General features: G+C 32.1%; 19 protein-coding genes, 1 tRNA gene and 1 pseudogene. 7 read left to right on the top strand and 14 right to left on the bottom strand.

What is annotated here, in order from left to right; genetic code table 11:
* Window positions 1–46 precede the first annotated feature (46 nt).
* From ACFX5F_RS05835 to ACFX5F_RS05815, 5 genes are all read right to left on the bottom strand, one after another.
* Window positions 47–892: a DUF2911 domain-containing protein gene (locus ACFX5F_RS05835; protein ID WP_379850807.1), complete on the bottom strand. Its 846-nt coding sequence runs from the start codon at window positions 890–892 to the stop codon at window positions 47–49.
* A gap of 51 nt (window positions 893–943) precedes the next feature.
* Window positions 944–1,618 carry an HAD family hydrolase gene (locus ACFX5F_RS05830; RefSeq protein ID WP_379850805.1) on the bottom strand — a complete coding sequence of 225 codons (675 nt, stop codon included), beginning with the start codon at window positions 1,616–1,618 and terminating at the stop codon, window positions 944–946.
* Window positions 1,619–1,725: 107 nt separating this feature from the next.
* The gene (locus tag ACFX5F_RS05825) at window positions 1,726–2,442 is read right to left on the bottom strand and encodes a tRNA threonylcarbamoyladenosine dehydratase (RefSeq protein ID WP_379850803.1); all 717 of its coding nucleotides are present in this window, start codon (window positions 2,440–2,442) and stop codon (window positions 1,726–1,728) included.
* A gap of 25 nt (window positions 2,443–2,467) precedes the next feature.
* Complete coding sequence (locus ACFX5F_RS05820) at window positions 2,468–3,136, bottom strand: TatD family hydrolase (RefSeq protein WP_379850801.1); 669 nt, start codon at window positions 3,134–3,136, stop codon at window positions 2,468–2,470.
* Complete coding sequence (locus ACFX5F_RS05815) at window positions 3,136–3,774, bottom strand: DUF1684 domain-containing protein (RefSeq protein ID WP_379850799.1); 639 nt, start codon at window positions 3,772–3,774, stop codon at window positions 3,136–3,138. The genes ACFX5F_RS05820 and ACFX5F_RS05815 overlap by 1 nt, the downstream gene beginning before the upstream one ends.
* A 230-nt stretch (window positions 3,775–4,004) precedes the next feature.
* Between ACFX5F_RS05815 and ACFX5F_RS05810 the strand changes: the two genes are divergently transcribed.
* The 4 genes from ACFX5F_RS05810 to ACFX5F_RS05795 all read left to right on the top strand — a co-directional run bounded on the left by ACFX5F_RS05810 (window position 4,005) and on the right by ACFX5F_RS05795 (window position 7,844).
* Complete coding sequence (locus ACFX5F_RS05810; protein WP_379850797.1) at window positions 4,005–5,222, top strand: MFS transporter; 1,218 nt, start codon at window positions 4,005–4,007, stop codon at window positions 5,220–5,222.
* A 145-nt stretch (window positions 5,223–5,367) separates the two neighbouring features.
* A complete protein-coding gene (locus ACFX5F_RS05805) occupies window positions 5,368–5,736 on the top strand; it encodes a BlaI/MecI/CopY family transcriptional regulator (RefSeq protein ID WP_379850795.1) in 369 nt (122 codons plus the stop codon).
* A gap of 43 nt (window positions 5,737–5,779) precedes the next feature.
* Window positions 5,780–7,630, top strand: coding sequence for a M56 family metallopeptidase (locus ACFX5F_RS05800; protein ID WP_379850793.1), 1,851 nt, complete (start codon window positions 5,780–5,782; stop codon window positions 7,628–7,630).
* 73 nt (window positions 7,631–7,703) lie between these two features.
* Entirely contained in the window at window positions 7,704–7,844 is a 141-nt protein-coding gene (locus tag ACFX5F_RS05795) for an SsrA-binding protein (protein ID WP_379850791.1), read from the top strand.
* Window positions 7,845–7,859: 15 nt separating this feature from the next.
* Here ACFX5F_RS05795 and ACFX5F_RS05790 read toward each other — a convergent pair.
* Window positions 7,860–8,354: pseudogene (locus tag ACFX5F_RS05790) on the bottom strand (adenine phosphoribosyltransferase); the annotation flags it as partial.
* 102 nt (window positions 8,355–8,456) lie between these two features.
* Here ACFX5F_RS05790 and ACFX5F_RS05785 point away from each other — a divergent pair.
* Window positions 8,457–8,530: transfer RNA gene (locus ACFX5F_RS05785), tRNA-Arg, on the top strand.
* Between the two features lie 56 nt (window positions 8,531–8,586).
* Here ACFX5F_RS05785 and ACFX5F_RS05780 read toward each other — a convergent pair.
* Window positions 8,587–9,630 (bottom strand): NAD(P)-dependent alcohol dehydrogenase, encoded by a 1,044-nt coding sequence (locus tag ACFX5F_RS05780; RefSeq protein ID WP_379850891.1) that lies wholly within the window; start codon window positions 9,628–9,630, stop codon window positions 8,587–8,589.
* A 203-nt stretch (window positions 9,631–9,833) separates the two neighbouring features.
* Here ACFX5F_RS05780 and ACFX5F_RS05775 point away from each other — a divergent pair, with 203 nt between their 5' ends.
* Together ACFX5F_RS05775 and ACFX5F_RS05770 are read left to right on the top strand one after the other, a co-directional pair.
* Window positions 9,834–10,268 (top strand): DUF6526 family protein, encoded by a 435-nt coding sequence (locus ACFX5F_RS05775; protein WP_379850789.1) that lies wholly within the window; start codon window positions 9,834–9,836, stop codon window positions 10,266–10,268.
* A 101-nt stretch (window positions 10,269–10,369) separates the two neighbouring features.
* Window positions 10,370–10,939: a pentapeptide repeat-containing protein gene (locus ACFX5F_RS05770; RefSeq protein ID WP_379850787.1), complete on the top strand. Its 570-nt coding sequence runs from the start codon at window positions 10,370–10,372 to the stop codon at window positions 10,937–10,939.
* Window positions 10,940–10,941: 2 nt separating this feature from the next.
* On the opposite strand, the gene ACFX5F_RS05765 is transcribed toward ACFX5F_RS05770, so the two are convergent.
* From ACFX5F_RS05765 to ACFX5F_RS05735, 7 genes are all read right to left on the bottom strand, one after another.
* The gene (locus ACFX5F_RS05765) at window positions 10,942–11,622 is read right to left on the bottom strand and encodes an ABC transporter ATP-binding protein (protein WP_379850785.1); all 681 of its coding nucleotides are present in this window, start codon (window positions 11,620–11,622) and stop codon (window positions 10,942–10,944) included.
* A 2-nt stretch (window positions 11,623–11,624) separates the two neighbouring features.
* Window positions 11,625–12,881: an ABC transporter permease gene (locus ACFX5F_RS05760; protein ID WP_379850783.1), complete on the bottom strand. Its 1,257-nt coding sequence runs from the start codon at window positions 12,879–12,881 to the stop codon at window positions 11,625–11,627.
* 2 nt (window positions 12,882–12,883) lie between these two features.
* Window positions 12,884–13,975, bottom strand: a complete 1,092-nt coding sequence (locus tag ACFX5F_RS05755; RefSeq protein WP_379850781.1) for an efflux RND transporter periplasmic adaptor subunit — start codon at window positions 13,973–13,975, stop codon at window positions 12,884–12,886.
* 126 nt (window positions 13,976–14,101) lie between these two features.
* Window positions 14,102–14,599 carry a GNAT family N-acetyltransferase gene (locus tag ACFX5F_RS05750; protein ID WP_379850779.1) on the bottom strand — a complete coding sequence of 166 codons (498 nt, stop codon included), beginning with the start codon at window positions 14,597–14,599 and terminating at the stop codon, window positions 14,102–14,104.
* A 28-nt stretch (window positions 14,600–14,627) separates the two neighbouring features.
* On the bottom strand, window positions 14,628–16,424 hold the full coding sequence (locus ACFX5F_RS05745) for an ATP-binding protein (protein WP_379850777.1): 1,797 nt from the start codon (window positions 16,422–16,424) through the stop codon (window positions 14,628–14,630).
* A 10-nt stretch (window positions 16,425–16,434) separates the two neighbouring features.
* On the bottom strand, window positions 16,435–16,887 hold the full coding sequence (locus tag ACFX5F_RS05740; protein ID WP_379850775.1) for a response regulator: 453 nt from the start codon (window positions 16,885–16,887) through the stop codon (window positions 16,435–16,437).
* A 43-nt stretch (window positions 16,888–16,930) separates the two neighbouring features.
* A complete protein-coding gene (locus ACFX5F_RS05735; RefSeq protein WP_379850773.1) occupies window positions 16,931–17,491 on the bottom strand; it encodes a helix-turn-helix domain-containing protein in 561 nt (186 codons plus the stop codon).
* Window positions 17,492–17,631: the final 140 nt, after the last annotated feature.

Below are 17,631 nucleotides of genomic sequence, written 5' to 3'. Positions count from 1 at the left end.
TTGAAATTAACGAGACGGGATTTCTATTTAGTTAAAAAATAAAGCATTAATTTTTACTCCACTCTGCTATGCTTTCTTTATTCATTTTTACGTAGTCTTGGTTTTTTGCCTTTTCAGCTGAAGCCAATGAAATTTTAGCAGTTTCAATAGCTCCTTTTTTATCACCAAGTTTTGCTTGTATCAATGATTTTAAACGGTAGTAAAAAAATGGTTTGTCCTGATTCATATCTAACGCTTTATTTACATAAACTAATGCTTTAGCATTATCGCCATTTGATTGATATAAAAATTGTGCCGCAGAAAAATAATCACCTGCAGTTGGACCTGCTAATGCTTTTTCTATACTTGCCATTGCCGTTTTTTGAGTAGGTACATCAAATTTTAAAGCTACATAAGAACTTTCCCAATACATTTCTAAGTTGGCAAAATTATTATCTAAATTACTTATTCCGATGGTAAAAGTTTCAACTGGTTTTGGCAAAGTCTCTTCCTTTACAGTTGTTCTTAATATGACATTAGCTTCGTTCCAAACTTCTGGATTTCCCCAATTATCAGTCGTGGAGTAAAATATTATGTCCCAGCTTTCTATTTTAGGTACAGTGTACAAAGCATATTTACCTTTTTTGAGAGTCTTACCATCAATAACTACATCATCACTAAATGATATTGTTGTATTTTCATTAGCTCCAGTTCTCCATACTTTTCCAAAAGGGATTAAATTCCCAAAAACGGCTCTTCCTCTGGCACTTGGTCTGGAATAATTAATTTCAACTTGGGTTAAACCAACGGTTTGATTGATTATAGCTCTAGGACTGGCTTGCGGTGTTTTAACCTGTGCTTCAATGGTGAAATTTGCAATAATGATAGCAAATGCAATTAGAATATTTTTCATGGTTTTGATTTTTATGTTCTCCAAATTTACAAATTCAGCTATTCTTAAATGTTAATTATTCCTTAATTTGGAATCAATATTTCTCACTTCATTAAAACCTAATTCATTGAAATGATTGATTACTACATCTGCTTCTGATAAATCTTGGTCTTTTGAATGAATGCTGTTATAACCCACACATAAAATCCCAGCAGCTTTTGAAGCTTTAACCCCGTTAGTACTGTCTTCAATTGCAATACAATTTTCCTTTGGAGCAATCGATAAACTCGCCGCGTGTTCAAAAATTGCCGGATGTGGTTTTGATTTAGGAAAATCTTCACCACTCACGACATGCGTAAAATATTGATGCAGCCCAAAGCGCGCAAAAACGCGCTCAATGGTAACTTTAGAAGCAGAAGAAGCCAATATCAATTGCATTCCATCCTGATGTAATTCTTTGATTAAGTTTTCAACGCCTTCCAGTAATTCTAAGTCTTCTTTACTATCAAAAACATCGTTAAAGATTTTTCTTTTTCTTTGAATTAAATCCTCAACATCATGATTCAATTGAAAAGCTTCTTTCAAAGTCTGGAATGTATTTCTTGTTGAAAAACCTGTAAATGAGGTATACATTTCTTCCGTAACAGCAATATTTAGTTCTTCAAATTGTTTGAAATATGCATAACGGTGAACTGGCTCTGTGTCAACAATTACACCGTCCATGTCAAAAATCACTGTTTGTATCATTTTTTATATTTTTAAATTTTTAGACTTCTTAGATTATTAGATTCGTTAATTTAGGAAGATTCCTTTCTAGGAATCCAAGTAAAACACCGTGATTAAAACCTTAAAAACTACTCTTTTTTAAGTAAATACCGAATCACGTTTTCTGCAGCATACAAACCAAATAATCCCGGCATATAGCTGTTCGTTCCATAAAATGATTTTTTAAAATTGGAACCATCAGTCATTTTTAAACTGGATTCATCTTGAATTTCAGAAGAAAAAACGACTTTCAATTTATCAATTTTAAATTCTTTTAAACGTCTTCGGATTGTTTTTGCAAAGAAACAATTGACGGTATTAGTAATGTCAGTTACTTTTACTTTAGAAGCTTCCATCTTACCGCCAGCTCCCATGCTACTTATGATTTTCACTCTTTTTCTTTTGGCTGCAATAATCAAATTCAATTTTGGAGTCACACTGTCAATACAATCCAAAACATAATCAAATTCCTCCGAAATAATTTCAAAAGAACGCTCGGGCGAAAGAAATTCCTGCACCCGAGTCAATTTTAATTCTGGATTAATATCCATTAATCGATCGCCCACAATCGTAACTTTAGGTTGTCCTACCGTAGAATGCAAAGCTGGTAATTGTCGGTTTATATTGGTAATATCAACTACATCTCCATCTACAATTGTCATTTTCCCCACTCCTGCTCTCACCAAAAATTCAGCCGCAAAAGATCCCACACCACCAAGTCCTACGACTAGTACATTTGCATTTTGCAATTTATTTAAACCTTCTTTTTTAAATAAAAGTTCGGCTCTTTCTGTCCACTCTGCCATAATTAAAGTTTATTCGTTAATTTGGTTATCTGTTTATTTGGTTAAAAACAGTATTAAAATTACTATTTATTTGTTTCTGAATTTCTTCTACCGAAATTCCTTTATATTTTGCTGCTAAAGCATAAACGGTTGCTAAACTTTCGTCAACCGTATCCGTTTCTAAGAAAAATCGATCATTCGGCATGTTTCTGAAAACAGCTTCCAATTCTGTCCCGAAACTTCGGGATTGCAATAAATATTTCCCAAAAGAAATATAAAATCCGTTTTCCAATAACTGTTTCGCTAGCTGTTCACTTTTGGAAAATCCATGAATTAATATTGGAACCGTAATATTTAATTTTTTCACAGTTTCAATTAATTCCTGAAAAGCGGCAACACAATGAATCACAACGGGTTTTTGATATTTCTGTGCCAAAAGCAATTGCTTTTCGAAAACAAACTGCTGTAATTCCAATGGAACTTCTATTCGTTTGTCAAGTCCACATTCGCCTATTGCAAGGCAACCCAATTCTTGCAGTTTACTTTCGATTATCGCAAAATCATTTTCAAGACGCTCTTCAACAATAAACCAAGGATGAATTCCAATGGAATAAAATGGGATCGTTTCATCAAATTCCCATGGATATTGATTGACTAACTCTAAGACATCAGATTGATTGGTAAACTTATGGGTATGTAAATTAAAGAACTTCATTAGTTGTGGAATTTTTTAACTCCTGCTTTTATTTCGATATTTAAATCGTTTTCCAAAGGTACTTTTGGACAGGAATATTTGTGACTATAAGCACAATACGGATTATACGAAGTATTAAAATCAATAACCATCGTTTCACCTTTAGGAACTTTCATATCAATATATTTCCCTCCTATGTAGCTTTCATTTCCACAAGTCAAATCTGAAAACGGTAAAAACAAATAGTCTTCATACTCCTTTTTCTTTGAAAGTTCAATGTTTTTATAAATATTCAGTTTAAAATCTTTTCCCTCTAAAACAAAATAAGCTTCCCCGTATTTCACATACATTGGTTTTCTTTCCCCAGTGGTCTTCATTTCAAATGGTTTTTCATTTTCTGTTCTAACAAATTTTGCGATCACAAAGAACTTCTCGTTTATGGGATAAAAATCCAACGTTTTGAATACCGCTAAATCTTCCGCAGACAAAGGACTTGTCTTTGCATCAGCATATTCTGCGTTTATCACTGTTTGAAATTTGGCTACAGCCGAAACATCAAATTTTTCTTGGCCAAAGCCAAAATTCAATTGAACCAAAAGAAACAAAGTAAATAGCGTTCTCATATTAATATCTTTTTGACTTTCTGCTTTTAATAACATTAGATTATTTTTTGTCACTAAAAATAAAGTTATTTTCTCTTGAACCATTAAGAAATTAAGGTTCATTAAGAATAAAACTTAATTTTCTTAATTTCTTAATGGTAAAAAAATATTTTGTCTTATTTGCGGATAGTCTTTATAATTTTAAGCAAAAATAGTTTAAAAGTTACAATGCTACAAAGACGCAACACTACAAAGTTTTCTACCTTTGCAAAATTAGAACTTTATATATGATCCAAACCGCTTTCCAACGTTACATTAATAATTTTAGAGGATTCACAAGAGAAGTATGGATTCTTACTTTGATTACTTTTATCAATCGTGCCGGCACGATGGTTTTGCCTTTTCTATCCAAATATTTGAAAGAAGATTTACAATTTTCCTACGCTCAAGTAGGATGGATCATGGTTGCTTTTGGTTTTGGATCCATGTTAGGTTCGTGGCTAGGCGGGAAATTATCTGATAAAATTGGGTTTTATAAAATCATGGTTTTCAGTTTATTTACCAGTGGAATCCTATTATTCTTAGTCCAATACATCCGTACTTTCTGGGGATTGTGTATTGGGATGTTTGTTATTATGACCGTTGCCGATATGTTTCGTCCTGCCATGTTTGTTTCCCTTGGCACGTATGCAAAACCTGAAAATCGCACCAGAGCATTAACTTTAGTACGACTAGCTGTAAATTTAGGTTTTACAGCCGGACCTGCTTTGGGAGGTTTAATCATCATGAATTTAGGATATAGTGGGCTTTTTTGGGTCGATGGAAGTTCTTGTATTGTCTCTATTTTGATTTTTGCCTTATTGGTAAAAGAACGTAAAAAACCAGCCGATTTAAATACAATAAATAGTGAAACCGAAATCCCTGCTTCCGTTTTCAAAGATAAAATATTCTGGATATTCCTTTTTGTATGTTTTGCGACAGCAATGTTGTTCTTCCAACTTTTCACTACTTTACCATTGTATCACAATGAGAAATTTGGACTTACAGAATTTCAAAGCGGACTGTTACTATCCTTGAACGGATTATTAATTTTCTTTCTGGAGATGCCAATTGTCAGTTTTAGCCAAAGGAAAGATATTCAAAAACTCAAAATTATCCTTTGGGGATGCGTACTCATGTCCATTAGTTTTTACCTGCTTTTGATAAACACTTGGGCTGGAATATTAGTAATCAGCATCATTATAATCACTTTTGGGGAAATGTTCATCTTTCCTTTCTCCAATTCTTTTGCTCTAAGCAGAGCTCCAAAAGGACATGAAGGACGTTACATGGCGTTGTTTACCATGAGTTTTAGTTTAGCGCATATTGCGAGTTCCAAGACTGGACTGGAACTCATTGGACATTTTGGTTACCAAACCAACTGGTTTTTCATGGGTACCTTAGGACTTCTTTCTGTGTTAGGTTGTATTTGGCTGCAGAAACTCGTTCAAATAGAAAATAAATAGCTGGTTCTTTCGATACATTATTATTCGATTTTTTTTATCTAAATAATTTCGGTTTAAGTTTCAAACTTAAAATTTAGTTAAATAACTATAAAAATAGTTTTTAAACTAGAAATATAGTTGTAGATTTGATTTAAATAAAGAAATCATGCAAAAGTTAACGAACAAAGAAGAAGAAATCATGCATATTTTATGGAGGCTCAAAAAAGCATTCGTAAAAGAAGTCATGGCAGAAATCACTGAAGACCAACCTCATTACAACACACTTTCAACCATTGTACGCAACTTAGAAGAAAAAGGATTTGTGTCACACAATGCTTTTGGAAATACCCATCAATACTATCCTATCGTGAGTTTAGAAGACTATAGAAAACGCTTCATGAATACTGCGATTGATAATTATTTCAATAGTTCCTATAAAAACATGGTATCCTTTTTTGCTAAAGAAGAGAAAATTTCTGCTGCCGAATTACGGGAGATTTTGATTATGATCGAAAGTAGACAAGAGGAAAAATAATTCTTCTGTAAAAAATAACTCCAGAATAAAATCAAGAATCGTTATGGAAGAACTATACATTTACCTCATTAAATCCAGCGGATTAATCGCACTTTTTTATGTGGCATATTATTTTATGTTGCGAAAAGAAACCTTTTTCACCAGTAATCGCTGGTTTCTGCTATTGGGTTTATTTACTTCTGTCGTTTTGCCGTTACTCGTTTATACCAAAAGAATTATAGTAGAATCAAGTTCTAAAAACATCGACTGGTCAAAATTTCCGGTGACAACTAGTGTCGAAAATGAAGCTTTTGAGATAAATTGGTATTTGATATCTGGAATTGTTTACACAATTGGAATAGTTTTATTTCTAGTCAAATTTGCTTTTGATTTTTATAGTTTAAATACTGTTTTAAAAGGAAAATCCATTCAACAACAAGCCGATTTTAAATTTATTGATACAACCGAAAACGTTGCTCCTTTCTCTTTTTTTAATACTATCGTTTACAATTCGTCATTATACAGCAGCTCCGAATTACAGAATATTTTGGAACACGAAAAAGTGCATAGCGAACAAAATCATACCATTGACGTATTGATTTCGAGATTGTTTTGTATCCTATTTTGGTTTAATCCATTCATTTGGTGGTATAAAAAAGCAATTTTACAAAACCTTGAATTCATTGCAGACAATGAAGCCACAAAGAAAATATTCGACAAAAAAGCCTATCAAATCACGCTTTTAAAAATAACAACACACGAGAATTGTGTTGCCATTACCAATCATTTTTATCAATCATTAATCAAAAAACGAATCGTTATGTTAAACAAAAATCAATCAAAAAAATCGAATTCCTGGAAGTATGCTTTAGTACTTCCATTATTAGTGGTATTTGTATTCTTATTCCAAATTAAAACTATTGCGCAGGAAAAAACGAATCCGAATGTCTCAAAAAGTGTACTGGATGTCGTTACAACGATTAACAAGAATTTTTCAGATGAAGAACTAAAAAAGAAAGCTGAATTTTTCAAAAAAGAATTTAATTGCGATTTAGTATTCTCTGAAATAGAACGTAATTCAAGTAATGAAATCACAGGAATAGCAGTTAATTACAATGGAAATTTATATGGTAATGGTACTTACAAACAACATAGTTCGAATGCAATCAAAGATATTTACATCAAGCATGAAGGAGGAAAAATTAATATCACTGATGCTGAAATTGATGCAAAAATTAAAAATAATAAAATAACGGTATCATCAGATAAAACGCTTTCTATTGACAAAGAAATTTTCATTAATGGAGAAAAAGTAAGTCAAAATGATATGGATAAATTAGATCCTAATGAAATTGAGCGCATGGATGTAAATAAAAAAAACAATCAACAAGAAATCAGAATAGTTACAAAAAAATTCCACAAAACAATTACTGAAAATGACATTTATATCAATGGCGAAAAAGCAGATAAAAATGAATTGTTACAATTAGACCAAAATACAATTGACAAAATGGATGTCAATAAAAAAGAAAAAATAATCCATATTATAACCAAAAACAGAACGTATATTCAGGACAAGAATATGCCACTTCCTCCAGTACCACCTACCCCTCCAGTTATGAAATTTAAAGCTCCTGTTGCTCCTGCATTCCCAAAAGCACCCAAAGTCCCAAAAGGAGATCCTGTAAATGGAGATAAAAAAGCATGGAAAGAGTTTGAAAAGAAAATGGAAGACTATGACGCTAAAATGAAAAAACTAGAGCCTCAAATGGAAGCTTTTGACAAACAAATGGCTGAATTTGATAAACAAATGGAACCGTTCAATAAAGAAATGGAAGCTTTTGATGAAAAAATGAAAATTTTTGATAAACAAATGGAAGAGTATCAGTCCAATTTGGATAAAGAAAATAAATAATTCTATAACTAATCAAAGAAAAGACGGTCTCCATCAAGACCGTCTTTTTTTATATCTTTGAAAAAAATTACCTATGTTTAAAATTTTAGCCCAAATTAACAAAGTCATTCTTCCAAGTTTCACTAAACAGCTATTGGATTTGGCTAAAGCCAAGAAATGGCAAATGGCAATTATTGGCTATAGATATTATGTAACAACCCGCGCTTTGGATTAATACGTAATTGCTGCAAAAAATCTCGTTTCCTTTAATTTTTGCTCTTCCATTAAAAAAAGCCAATTCCATCAAGAAATTGCATTGCACGATTTCACCACCCAATCGTTCTACCAGCTCACAAACCGCTTTGGCCGTCCCTCCAGTTGCCAAAACATCATCATGAATCAAAATTCGGTCTCCTTTTTGAATAGCATCGATGTGAATTTCTAAAGTATTTGTTCCATATTCTAAATCATATGTTGCTGAAATCTTTTTATAAGGAAGTTTTTTAGCTTTCCGAACGGGTATAAAACCTACATTTAATTCCTGTGCAATCAGCATCGCGAAGAAAAAACCACGGCTCTCCACTCCTATTACCTTGTCTATTTTTTTATCTTTGACTGTTGAAACCAATATTTCAAGGCATTTATTTCTCGCTTGTGGGTTAATTAATAACGGAGTGATGTCTTTGAACAAAATTCCTTCTTTAGGAAACCACTGAATATCACGTATGTAATTCTTTAATGGCATATTTTTTTACTTTTTTATAAATTTAGACTTGCAAATTACACAATTATACCTATATTTGCACCCGCAATAAGGCGTTGAATAAGCACTCGAATTGTAAAAAATGGCCTTGTGGCGCAACTGAATAGCGCACTTGATTACGGCTCAAGAGGTTACTGGTTTGAATCCAGTCAAGGTCACAAAAAAACCCTAAACATTATCAAAATGTTTAGGGTTTTTGCTTTTAAAATCTTGTTTAAAGTGTAGCCATATCAATCACAAAACGATAACGTACGTCTCCTTTTGTCATTCGGTCATATGCTTCATGAATATTTTTTATATCAATCATTTCAATTTCTGAAACGATTCCATGTTCGGCGCAATAATCTAGCATTTCCTGTGTTTCCGGCAATCCCCCTATCAAAGAACCAACAAGACTTTTTCTACCTCCAATTAAGCTGAAAGCATGAACTTCGTAAGGCGTAGGTGGCACTCCTACACAAATATGCACACCGTCTCGTCTTAATAATGAAAGATATAAATTTAAATCATGTGGCGCAGAAACCGTATCAAGTATGAAATCAAAATAACCGTTCACACTTTTTAACTGTTCCGCATCTTTAGTTACTACAAATTTATGGGCTCCTAATTTTAAAGCATCGACTTCTTTTTTAGGAGAAGTACTCAATACAGTAACTTCAGCACCAAAAGCCACACCAAATTTAACTGCCATATGTCCCAAGCCACCCAATCCCAATACAGCCAGTTTGTGTCCTTTTCCTACTTTCCAATGTTTTAATGGCGAATATGTTGTAATTCCTGCGCACAATAAAGGCGCTACAGCAGCCAAATTTAATTTATCGGAAACATGCAATACAAAATCTTCATGTACTACAATTGTATTAGAATAGCCGCCATAAGTAGGCGTTTTATGATCTTGCTCTAAACTATTATAGGTTGCCGTGCTACCGTTTACACAAAACTGCTCAAGTCCTTCCTGACAGTTTTCACAAGTCCTGCAAGAATCTACTAAACAACCGGTACCGGCTAAATCCCCTACTTTAAACTTTTTAACATGACTTCCTACTTTTACAACTTTCCCTACAATTTCATGTCCTGGAACCATTGGGAAAATAGATCCGCCCCAATCATCTTTAATTTGGTGCAAATCACTATGGCAAACGCCACAAAACTGAATGTCAAATTGCACATCATGTGGCCCTACTTCACGTCTTTCAAAATTCCAAGGAGCTAAATCTGTCTTGGCATCTTGCACTGCATATCCTTTAGTCTGTATCATAATTTTAATTTTCATAAAATTAATCCTTTTATTCCAACCCGTTGTTATACATTTTGTGAAGAAAAGTATAAAATTTAGTGAAGTAACACGCTCTAGAAAGTCCATAAAAAAAAGTTGTGAAATGAATCTAACGTTGTTTTTTTGCAATTACAAAATTTGTTTCATCCAAAAGAGCTTGTTTTTACTACCTTTAAAAGAAAATCATGGAAACACAATCTTACAAAAATCATATTCGGTATTATCCACCACATCATTTTATCTATTATCCAATCATAATAGCATTGTTGTCCTTCAGCATTTATTTTAGTTTTACAACTAAGGATCAATTAATTTGGACTTTTATCAGTGGGATTTTCGTTGTGTTATTTTGCCTGGCATTTATGTTGCGTCAACATTATGCCTTAACATTGCAAAACCGAATTGTGCGATTGGAACTTCGGTACCGCTATTTTTCTATTACAGGAAAAAGATTGGAAGATTTTGAATACCAATTGAATGATGATCAATTATTTGCCTTGCGGTTTGCACTAGATAAAGAACTTCCAGCACTTATCGAAAGAACTTTGAATGAAAATATCACAGGGACAGCAATTAAAAAAGCGATTATTAAGTGGAAAGGTGATTACGAAAGAGTTTAAAATTTCAAAATATTTTTTTGCCTACCTGAATTTTATAGATTCATAATTTTGTTACTTTGTCCCGCAACACAATCCTATTAAACCTGAATTTAAAACCCATAATGCCAGAATACTTATCAGATCTCGAGTACAACAACATCTTTTATAGCGAAGAGGAAGTCAATTTTAAGGAATTTGAATGTTGCACGTTTACAAACTGTAACTTTTCCTCCTGCGTATTTCTAGCTGTAACCTTTATCGATTGTACCTTCAACGATTGCACTTTTAGCGGTGCCAAGATCAATTATGTAGCCTTTAGAACTGTAACTTTCAATCATTGTGAAATTAAAGATGTTAATTTTGCCATGTGCGACAAATTAATTTTCGAAGTTACTTTTAATGATTGTATTTTGGATTTCTCCAAATTTTATACGCTAAAAATTAAAGGTACATCTTTTACCAACTGCAGTTTAATTGCAGTAGATTTTATGGCTACAGATTTGACCGAAGTTCTATTTGAAAATTGTGATTTATACCGTTCTGAATTTGCAAAAGCAATCGCTAACAAAGCTAATTTCAAAACAAGCTATAACTACACTATTGATCCAACCAAAACCAAAATTAAGAAAGCTGTTTTTTCTCTGGAAGGACTTAAAGGACTACTCTACAGACATGAGATTATAGTTAGATAGTTTTACGAAATAATACTCCCATCCTCCATGGTAATGATTCTATTAGTCCGTTCAGCAAAATCAGTATCGTGAGTAACGACCAACAAGGTTTGATTTTGTTCCTGTGTCAATTTTTTAAAAATATCAAAAACTAAATCGCTATTTTTTTTGTCCAAATTTCCTGTAGGCTCATCCCCCATTATAATCAACGGATCGTTTATCAAAGCACGTGCGATAGCCACACGCTGTTTTTGTCCACCACTTAACTGATTAGGCATTTTAAGTGTCTGGTCTTGCATGTCCAATGTTTTCAAATGTTCCATAGCTCGATGTTCCAGTTCCTGATTGGAATATTTACCTAATTTCATTCCCGGAAGCATCACATTTTTCAAGACATTATACTCCGCAAGTAAATAATGAAACTGAAATACAAAACCAATCTTTCCATTTCTAATCAAGGCTAATTCTTTGTCAGTTTTTCCTGTTACAAGTTCATTGTGAATAAATATTTCACCGTCATAATCTGTATCCATCGTGGAAAGCAAATACAACAAAGTTGATTTTCCACAACCTGATTTTCCTACAATAGATACAAACTCGCCGTGATTGATGCTCATGCTAATTTCCTTCAACACTTGAAATTTTACAGGATCATAAAAATATTTGCTTAATCCAACAGCCTCTAAAACTTTGTTATTTTCCATCTTTATTTTCCTCTGATAATTTCTACGGGATCAATTTTACTGGCTTTCAGAGCAGGAAAAAGTCCGGCAATTGTGGTTGTAAATAATGCAAAAGTGATTCCAATGATGTAATATAACGGATTGTAGTTGATAGGATAGGTTTTTACCGTGGGTAGTGAAGCCGTTTCAAAAGGAATAATATCTATAATGGAGGAAAAAATATATCCAAACAACAAGCCGAATAATCCGCCTGCAAGACCTATAATTATGGAAAGCGAAACAAAAATCCATTTTACATCATTACCTGAAAAACCAGTAGCTTTTAGAATCGCGATGCTATCCATCTTTTCATAAATCATCATATTCAAAATGTTGTAAATTCCAAAACCAGCTACAATTAGTAACACTACCCCTACTGCATAGGAAATAATATTTCTAATGGTGCTTCCGGTTTCAAATTGGGAATTAGCTGTTTGATAATCTATCGTATCAAGATTGAATTTGTTATGAAACTCTTTGGCGACAGCCGGAGCGGAAATCATTTGATACAACTTGATTTGTATATCAGTAATATAATTGGTGGGTTCTCCTAATATTTTTTGTGCTGTCGATAATGACGTATAACTCATAGTATTATCGATATCAGCAATTCCAATTTGTGAAATACCAACAATTTTTAAAGAAGCCAAATTCCCTTTAGAAGAAGTAATCCTTATAATATCTCCTTTTATTAGTAGCATTTTGTCCGCTAGTCCTTTACCTATTATTATACTGTTGTTTTGCGATAAATCTGCAATACTTCCTTCAATTATATAATCGCTGAATTTAAATAATTTTTCTTCGGCTTGAATATCAATTCCATTGATTAAACCAGAAATCTCTATCGTTCCTGAATTAAAAAAAACGGGAGTAGTTATTTTTGGTGCAACATCTAAGATGCGAGGATCTTTTTTTAAATAACTAATAATCGATTTGCTGTTGTAAATTGATTTTCCAATATCTTTCGGCTTTATGGAATGAATAAAATTAGCTTTATCCTTATACTTTTCGGATAATAGTATTGGCTGATTTGCTGATGGTTTTATTTCATTGTACAAAAGAACATGTGGAGTTCTATTCAGCATTAGTCCGTCCAACAAATCATTTAGACCATTCATGAAACTTACTAAAGAAATAAACATTGCAATACCAAAAGTGACACCGACAGCTGCAACAACAGTTTGCTTAAGTCTGGCTTGAAGTAGATGCAGCGCAATATTTAAAATAAGTTTAAAATTCATCGCTAAGGTTTGTAAATCGTTTCTTCTGCTTTTAAACCTTCTAAAATTTCTACTTTTTGATAATCACTTAAACCAATTTTCACTTTGCGTTTTTCGTCTTTGTTTACCAAAACATATCTATCCTGAATTAAATAACTTTTAGGAATAGTCATTGCATTTTTTTTAGTTTTAATGACAATATTAGCTTCAGCGGTAAGATTCGGATACATTTTTTTTGGTGGATTTACAAAGTGTGCTTCAATTTTAAAAGTACGGGAACGCTCCTGCATAATAGGGTAAATTTTATCAATAGTTGCTTCAAAAACCTGACCCTTATAACTATCCATAGTCACTAAAGCCTGTTGCCCGATATTGACACGAACCATATCATTTTCATCAACTTCCAATTCCAATAAAAAGGAATTCGCTTTACCAATAATTGCTAAAGGAACTTGAGCACTAATTAGCGCCCCTTCTTTGACTAAGACGTCAAATAATTCTCCCGAGAAAGCACTTTTTATAGTAAAATCATTTTGTGACTTCTGACTGATTTTAAGATTTATGTTATTTCGATTTTGATCATTTTTTAATTGTGCCTTGAGCTGCGCCAATTGTTTTATAGTAGCTTCATAATTGATTTTGGAACTTTTGTATGCCAATTCTACTCGTTCAAAATCCACTTCTGAGATTCCACCTTGATTTTTAATGACTTTGTTCCTAGTATAAATGGATTCATCTAAGGTCAGTTTATCTCGTGCTGATTGGACTTTCATTTCCATTTCAGCAATTTTATCCTGAATAAAACTGTTACTTTGCTGACTTAATTGATAAGCCAACCGTGCGTTTTCAGTATTTAGATCCGCTTTTTCACTTTCTAGTTCGAATAGTGATTGTCCTTTATGTATTGATTCTCCCGCCGTCACATTTATTTTTTGCAGCGTTCCATTTACAGTTGAAAAAACAGTGTATTGACCTTCAGCCTTTACGACTCCTGAAGCATAAACGCTTTCCGTTACATCTCTTATAGTGGGCTTTGTCTCTTCATTACCTTTCTTAGAACAAGATAATATGCTGAAAATAAGCAAATAAAATAGGGATATTGATTTTAAACTCATTTTATTTTTATTTAAAACATCGATAGGTTAAAAAATGTTCATACTATCAAATGTACGAAAATATACATTTTGGCAGCAGATTCATTCTTACATAATTACGTTAAAAAAAAACAGATTTGAAAACACTTATAATTGCTTTTCCATTACATAATCTTCCATCAAATAACCAAAATCCAATTCAATATCTTCTTCACACACCACTTCAAAACCTATTTTTTGATAAAATGAGAACGCTTTATTAAATTTATTTACATTTAATGAAATAGCCACAGAACGATTTTCCATAGCTAGACGTTCAACGGTATCAATTAATAACTTTCCGGCTCCTTTACCTTGTGCTTCAGGGACTAGGTAAATTTTATGCAATCGAGTAACATTTTTATCCAAATAATTATGCTCATAAGATGCAAATCCTATGCAACAGCCATCGTCATGAACGAGTATGAATTGATGCCCTTTTTTATTTAAATTCTCGCACAAAGTTTCATCCGAATAAAACAAATTAAGCATATAAGCAATCTGTTCTTTAGATAAAATCGTACCGTAAGTAGCTGGCCAGGAACGATACGCAATTTCTCTAATTAATTTGATATCTTTAATTGTAGCCTCCGAAATTAGTAACATTAAGTATGTGTTTTTGAATTTATTAAAATTATACTATATCTCCTTTGGGGAGGAAAATAGAGAATTTTGCACCTTCATTGGGTTGACTTTTTGCCCATATAAATCCGTTATGGTTATCTACAATGCGGCTACAAATAGCAAGTCCAAGTCCTGTTCCCGAATACTTAGGGTCAGTTTCTAAACGTTTGAATAAAAGAAATATTTTTTCAGCATATTCTTGTTTGAATCCAATTCCGTTATCAGCTACTACTATTTTATAATAGTCCTCCTCATTGATTATTTTGTATTCAGACGCTTCTTCTTCCGTAATTATTTCTGAAGTGATGCTTATTTTAGGTATTTGCGTTTCTTGACTATAGTTAAGCGAATTACTGACGAGATTTATAAACAGTTGCTTAATCTGGAAAGGAATAGCCTTGATAGTCGGCAATTTTCCAATTTGAATCACTGCGTTTCTCTCCTCCACATTTATTGATAAATCTAGCAATGTTTCGGCTATAATTTTGTTTAAATCTGTTTCCACAAAAACTTTATCTCCTTTTACAGTTCGGGAATAGTCAACTAAGTCAATGAGCAATGTTTGCATTCTGTTAGCTGCCACTCTGACTTTAGAAAAATAGTCCCTTCCTTGCTGAGAAAGTAGATCAAATTCTTTTTCTTCTAGTCGAGATATAAACATTTGAATCTTACGAAGTGGCTCCTGCAAATCATGGCTTACAATATTGTTAAAAGATTCGAGCTCCGTATTTATATATTTTAATTCTTTATTATTTTCCTCTAGTTCAAGAGTCTTTTTATACTGATTTGTAATATCATAATTCACTCCTATTTTGATCAAATCTCCATTGCCATCCTTAGTAAAACTGCCAACACCCATGATATATTTCACCTCATTAGTCGCGGTTAAAAACCGGAATACAATAGATGTAGATTGATGATTTATCAGTGATTCTCTATGAACTTTTGTCACATATTCCAAATCATCAGGATGAAAATATTTAATCGTATTCTCTAGATTAGGTTCAAATGCGTTGGGCTCAACTCCCATAAGTCGATACAAATTATCTGAAAAAGTATAGGTGTTAGTTTCTAAATTAACCATCCAGTGCCCAAAACCAGCCGTTTTTTCAGCGGTGTTAAACGATTCATTTAGTAACTTTAATTTATCGTTTGCCTCTTTAAGGGCTTCAATGTCAATATTGGTTTTATTAAATGAAAGCAACAAAATTAAAAGTGACAGAATAATTAGTAAAAAAGCGGTCATTAATGAATCCTGAAGCTCAAATTGATGATTTGAATTTTGAAATTTAGCTTTCAATCTTTCTGAATTAATGACTTTGTACACGAACAATTTCATCATTTCAGTGTAATCATTACTTCTCTTCAACTTCAATTTAAGCCCTAATTGATCTACATTATTACTTTTAGCGGCAATTAATGTTTCTCTGAATAATTTGAACCTGTAATTAATGAGTTTTTCAAGTGTTAGAATATCTTTTTTTCTTAAGGGATCGTTAACCGTTAAGACCTTCAATTTTTTTATTCCCTCTTCAATAATTCCTCGGTTCAAAAACCGATTTTGTAAATAGGACTCGTCTTTAGTAATTATATAATTTCGTAAACTGTAGTCATAACTGTTTATTATGGATAAAAGCTTTTCTAGTTCCAGTTGAGTATCATTGGATTTTGCAATTAGCTCCAGTGTTGAAGTAAGTTTTTGCATTTGTGAAAAAAACTTAGACCCAAAATAGCAAACAACAAGAATAGCAACACCCAAGGCTAATTTAAACACTTGAGAATTTTTAAATAATTTTAAAAATTTCATTAATTTTTTATTAAATGCTAAAGAAAAACGTTTCTATATTTAACCCTGACGTGTGAAATTGCCAATTCATATTTATTACTTCCTTAATTACTTTTTTCAATGTTGAAAAGTCATTTGGTTTTTTTATATAAATATTTGCACCTTCTATAAAGGTATCTTCAATGTCTTTTTCTGACGACGATGTAGAATATATGGCGACAGAAACATCTTTAAAACGAGTATTTGCCCTAATTTCTTTCAAACATTCTATTCCTGTTTTCCCTGGCATATTTAAATCTAAAAATAAAATATGAGGCAACTTGATATCCGGTAGCACTAAATAATCCATTAAACCATTACCATTTGTAAATAAGGTCAGCTTATTATCCATCTTAAGCTCCATTATAGCTTCGCTAAAAAAAGCACGATCATCTTCGTCATCGTCAGCTAAAAGGATATGCATTGGATCTTTATGTGCAATCATATTGTATATGGTGTATTATATATTTGATTTATTCTTATTTAATTTATTCTGTATTTGATAATTTCCTTCTTTTGTCGATGACTCTTTTAAACATGGAAGGAGTTAATCCCGTCACTTTTTTAAATTGCGTTGACAAATACGCTACACTGCTATAATTTAGTTCATAAGAAATCTCTGTTAAACTTAATTTTTCTTCTATAATAAGCTTTTTCGCTCTTTCAATTTTCTGAATAATAATAAAGTTCTCTATAGATGTATAGGTATATTCAGAAAAAACATTCGTTATATAACCATATCTATAGTTCAATTTATCTGACAAATATTGAGAAATCGTTGTGTTAGGAAATTTGTCTTTATTGTAAACGATTTCAATTATTGCATCTTTTATTTTCTGTATTAATTGTGCTTTTGGGTTATCGATAATATGAATAGCAAATCTGTTGAGCGAAGTTTGAAGTTCATCAAAACTTTCCTCAGAAATATCATCACTAATTTCAATTTGACCTAAATCCAGTAATTGATAGCTTATATTTAATTTTTCTAACTGATCCTGTAATATTGTTCTGCAAGCAATATTTCCATCATAATTATAATTGATCTTCATTGCAGGTACTAATTATTAGAGTTGAATTTAAAAATATAAATGTATATTAAAAATTATAAATTGGTACCAAATTACTACTATTTAAAACCAACATTATACTATTTAAAACCAAAATCAACTATAAATAGCTGATTTTTAAT

This window comes from Flavobacterium zhoui (genome assembly GCF_042787235.1).
In the GTDB taxonomy this organism is placed as follows: Bacteria; Bacteroidota; Bacteroidia; order Flavobacteriales; family Flavobacteriaceae; genus Flavobacterium; species Flavobacterium zhoui.
The sequence above is the reverse complement of the archived record's forward strand: the minus strand, read 5'-3'. Positions and strand labels throughout refer to the sequence as shown.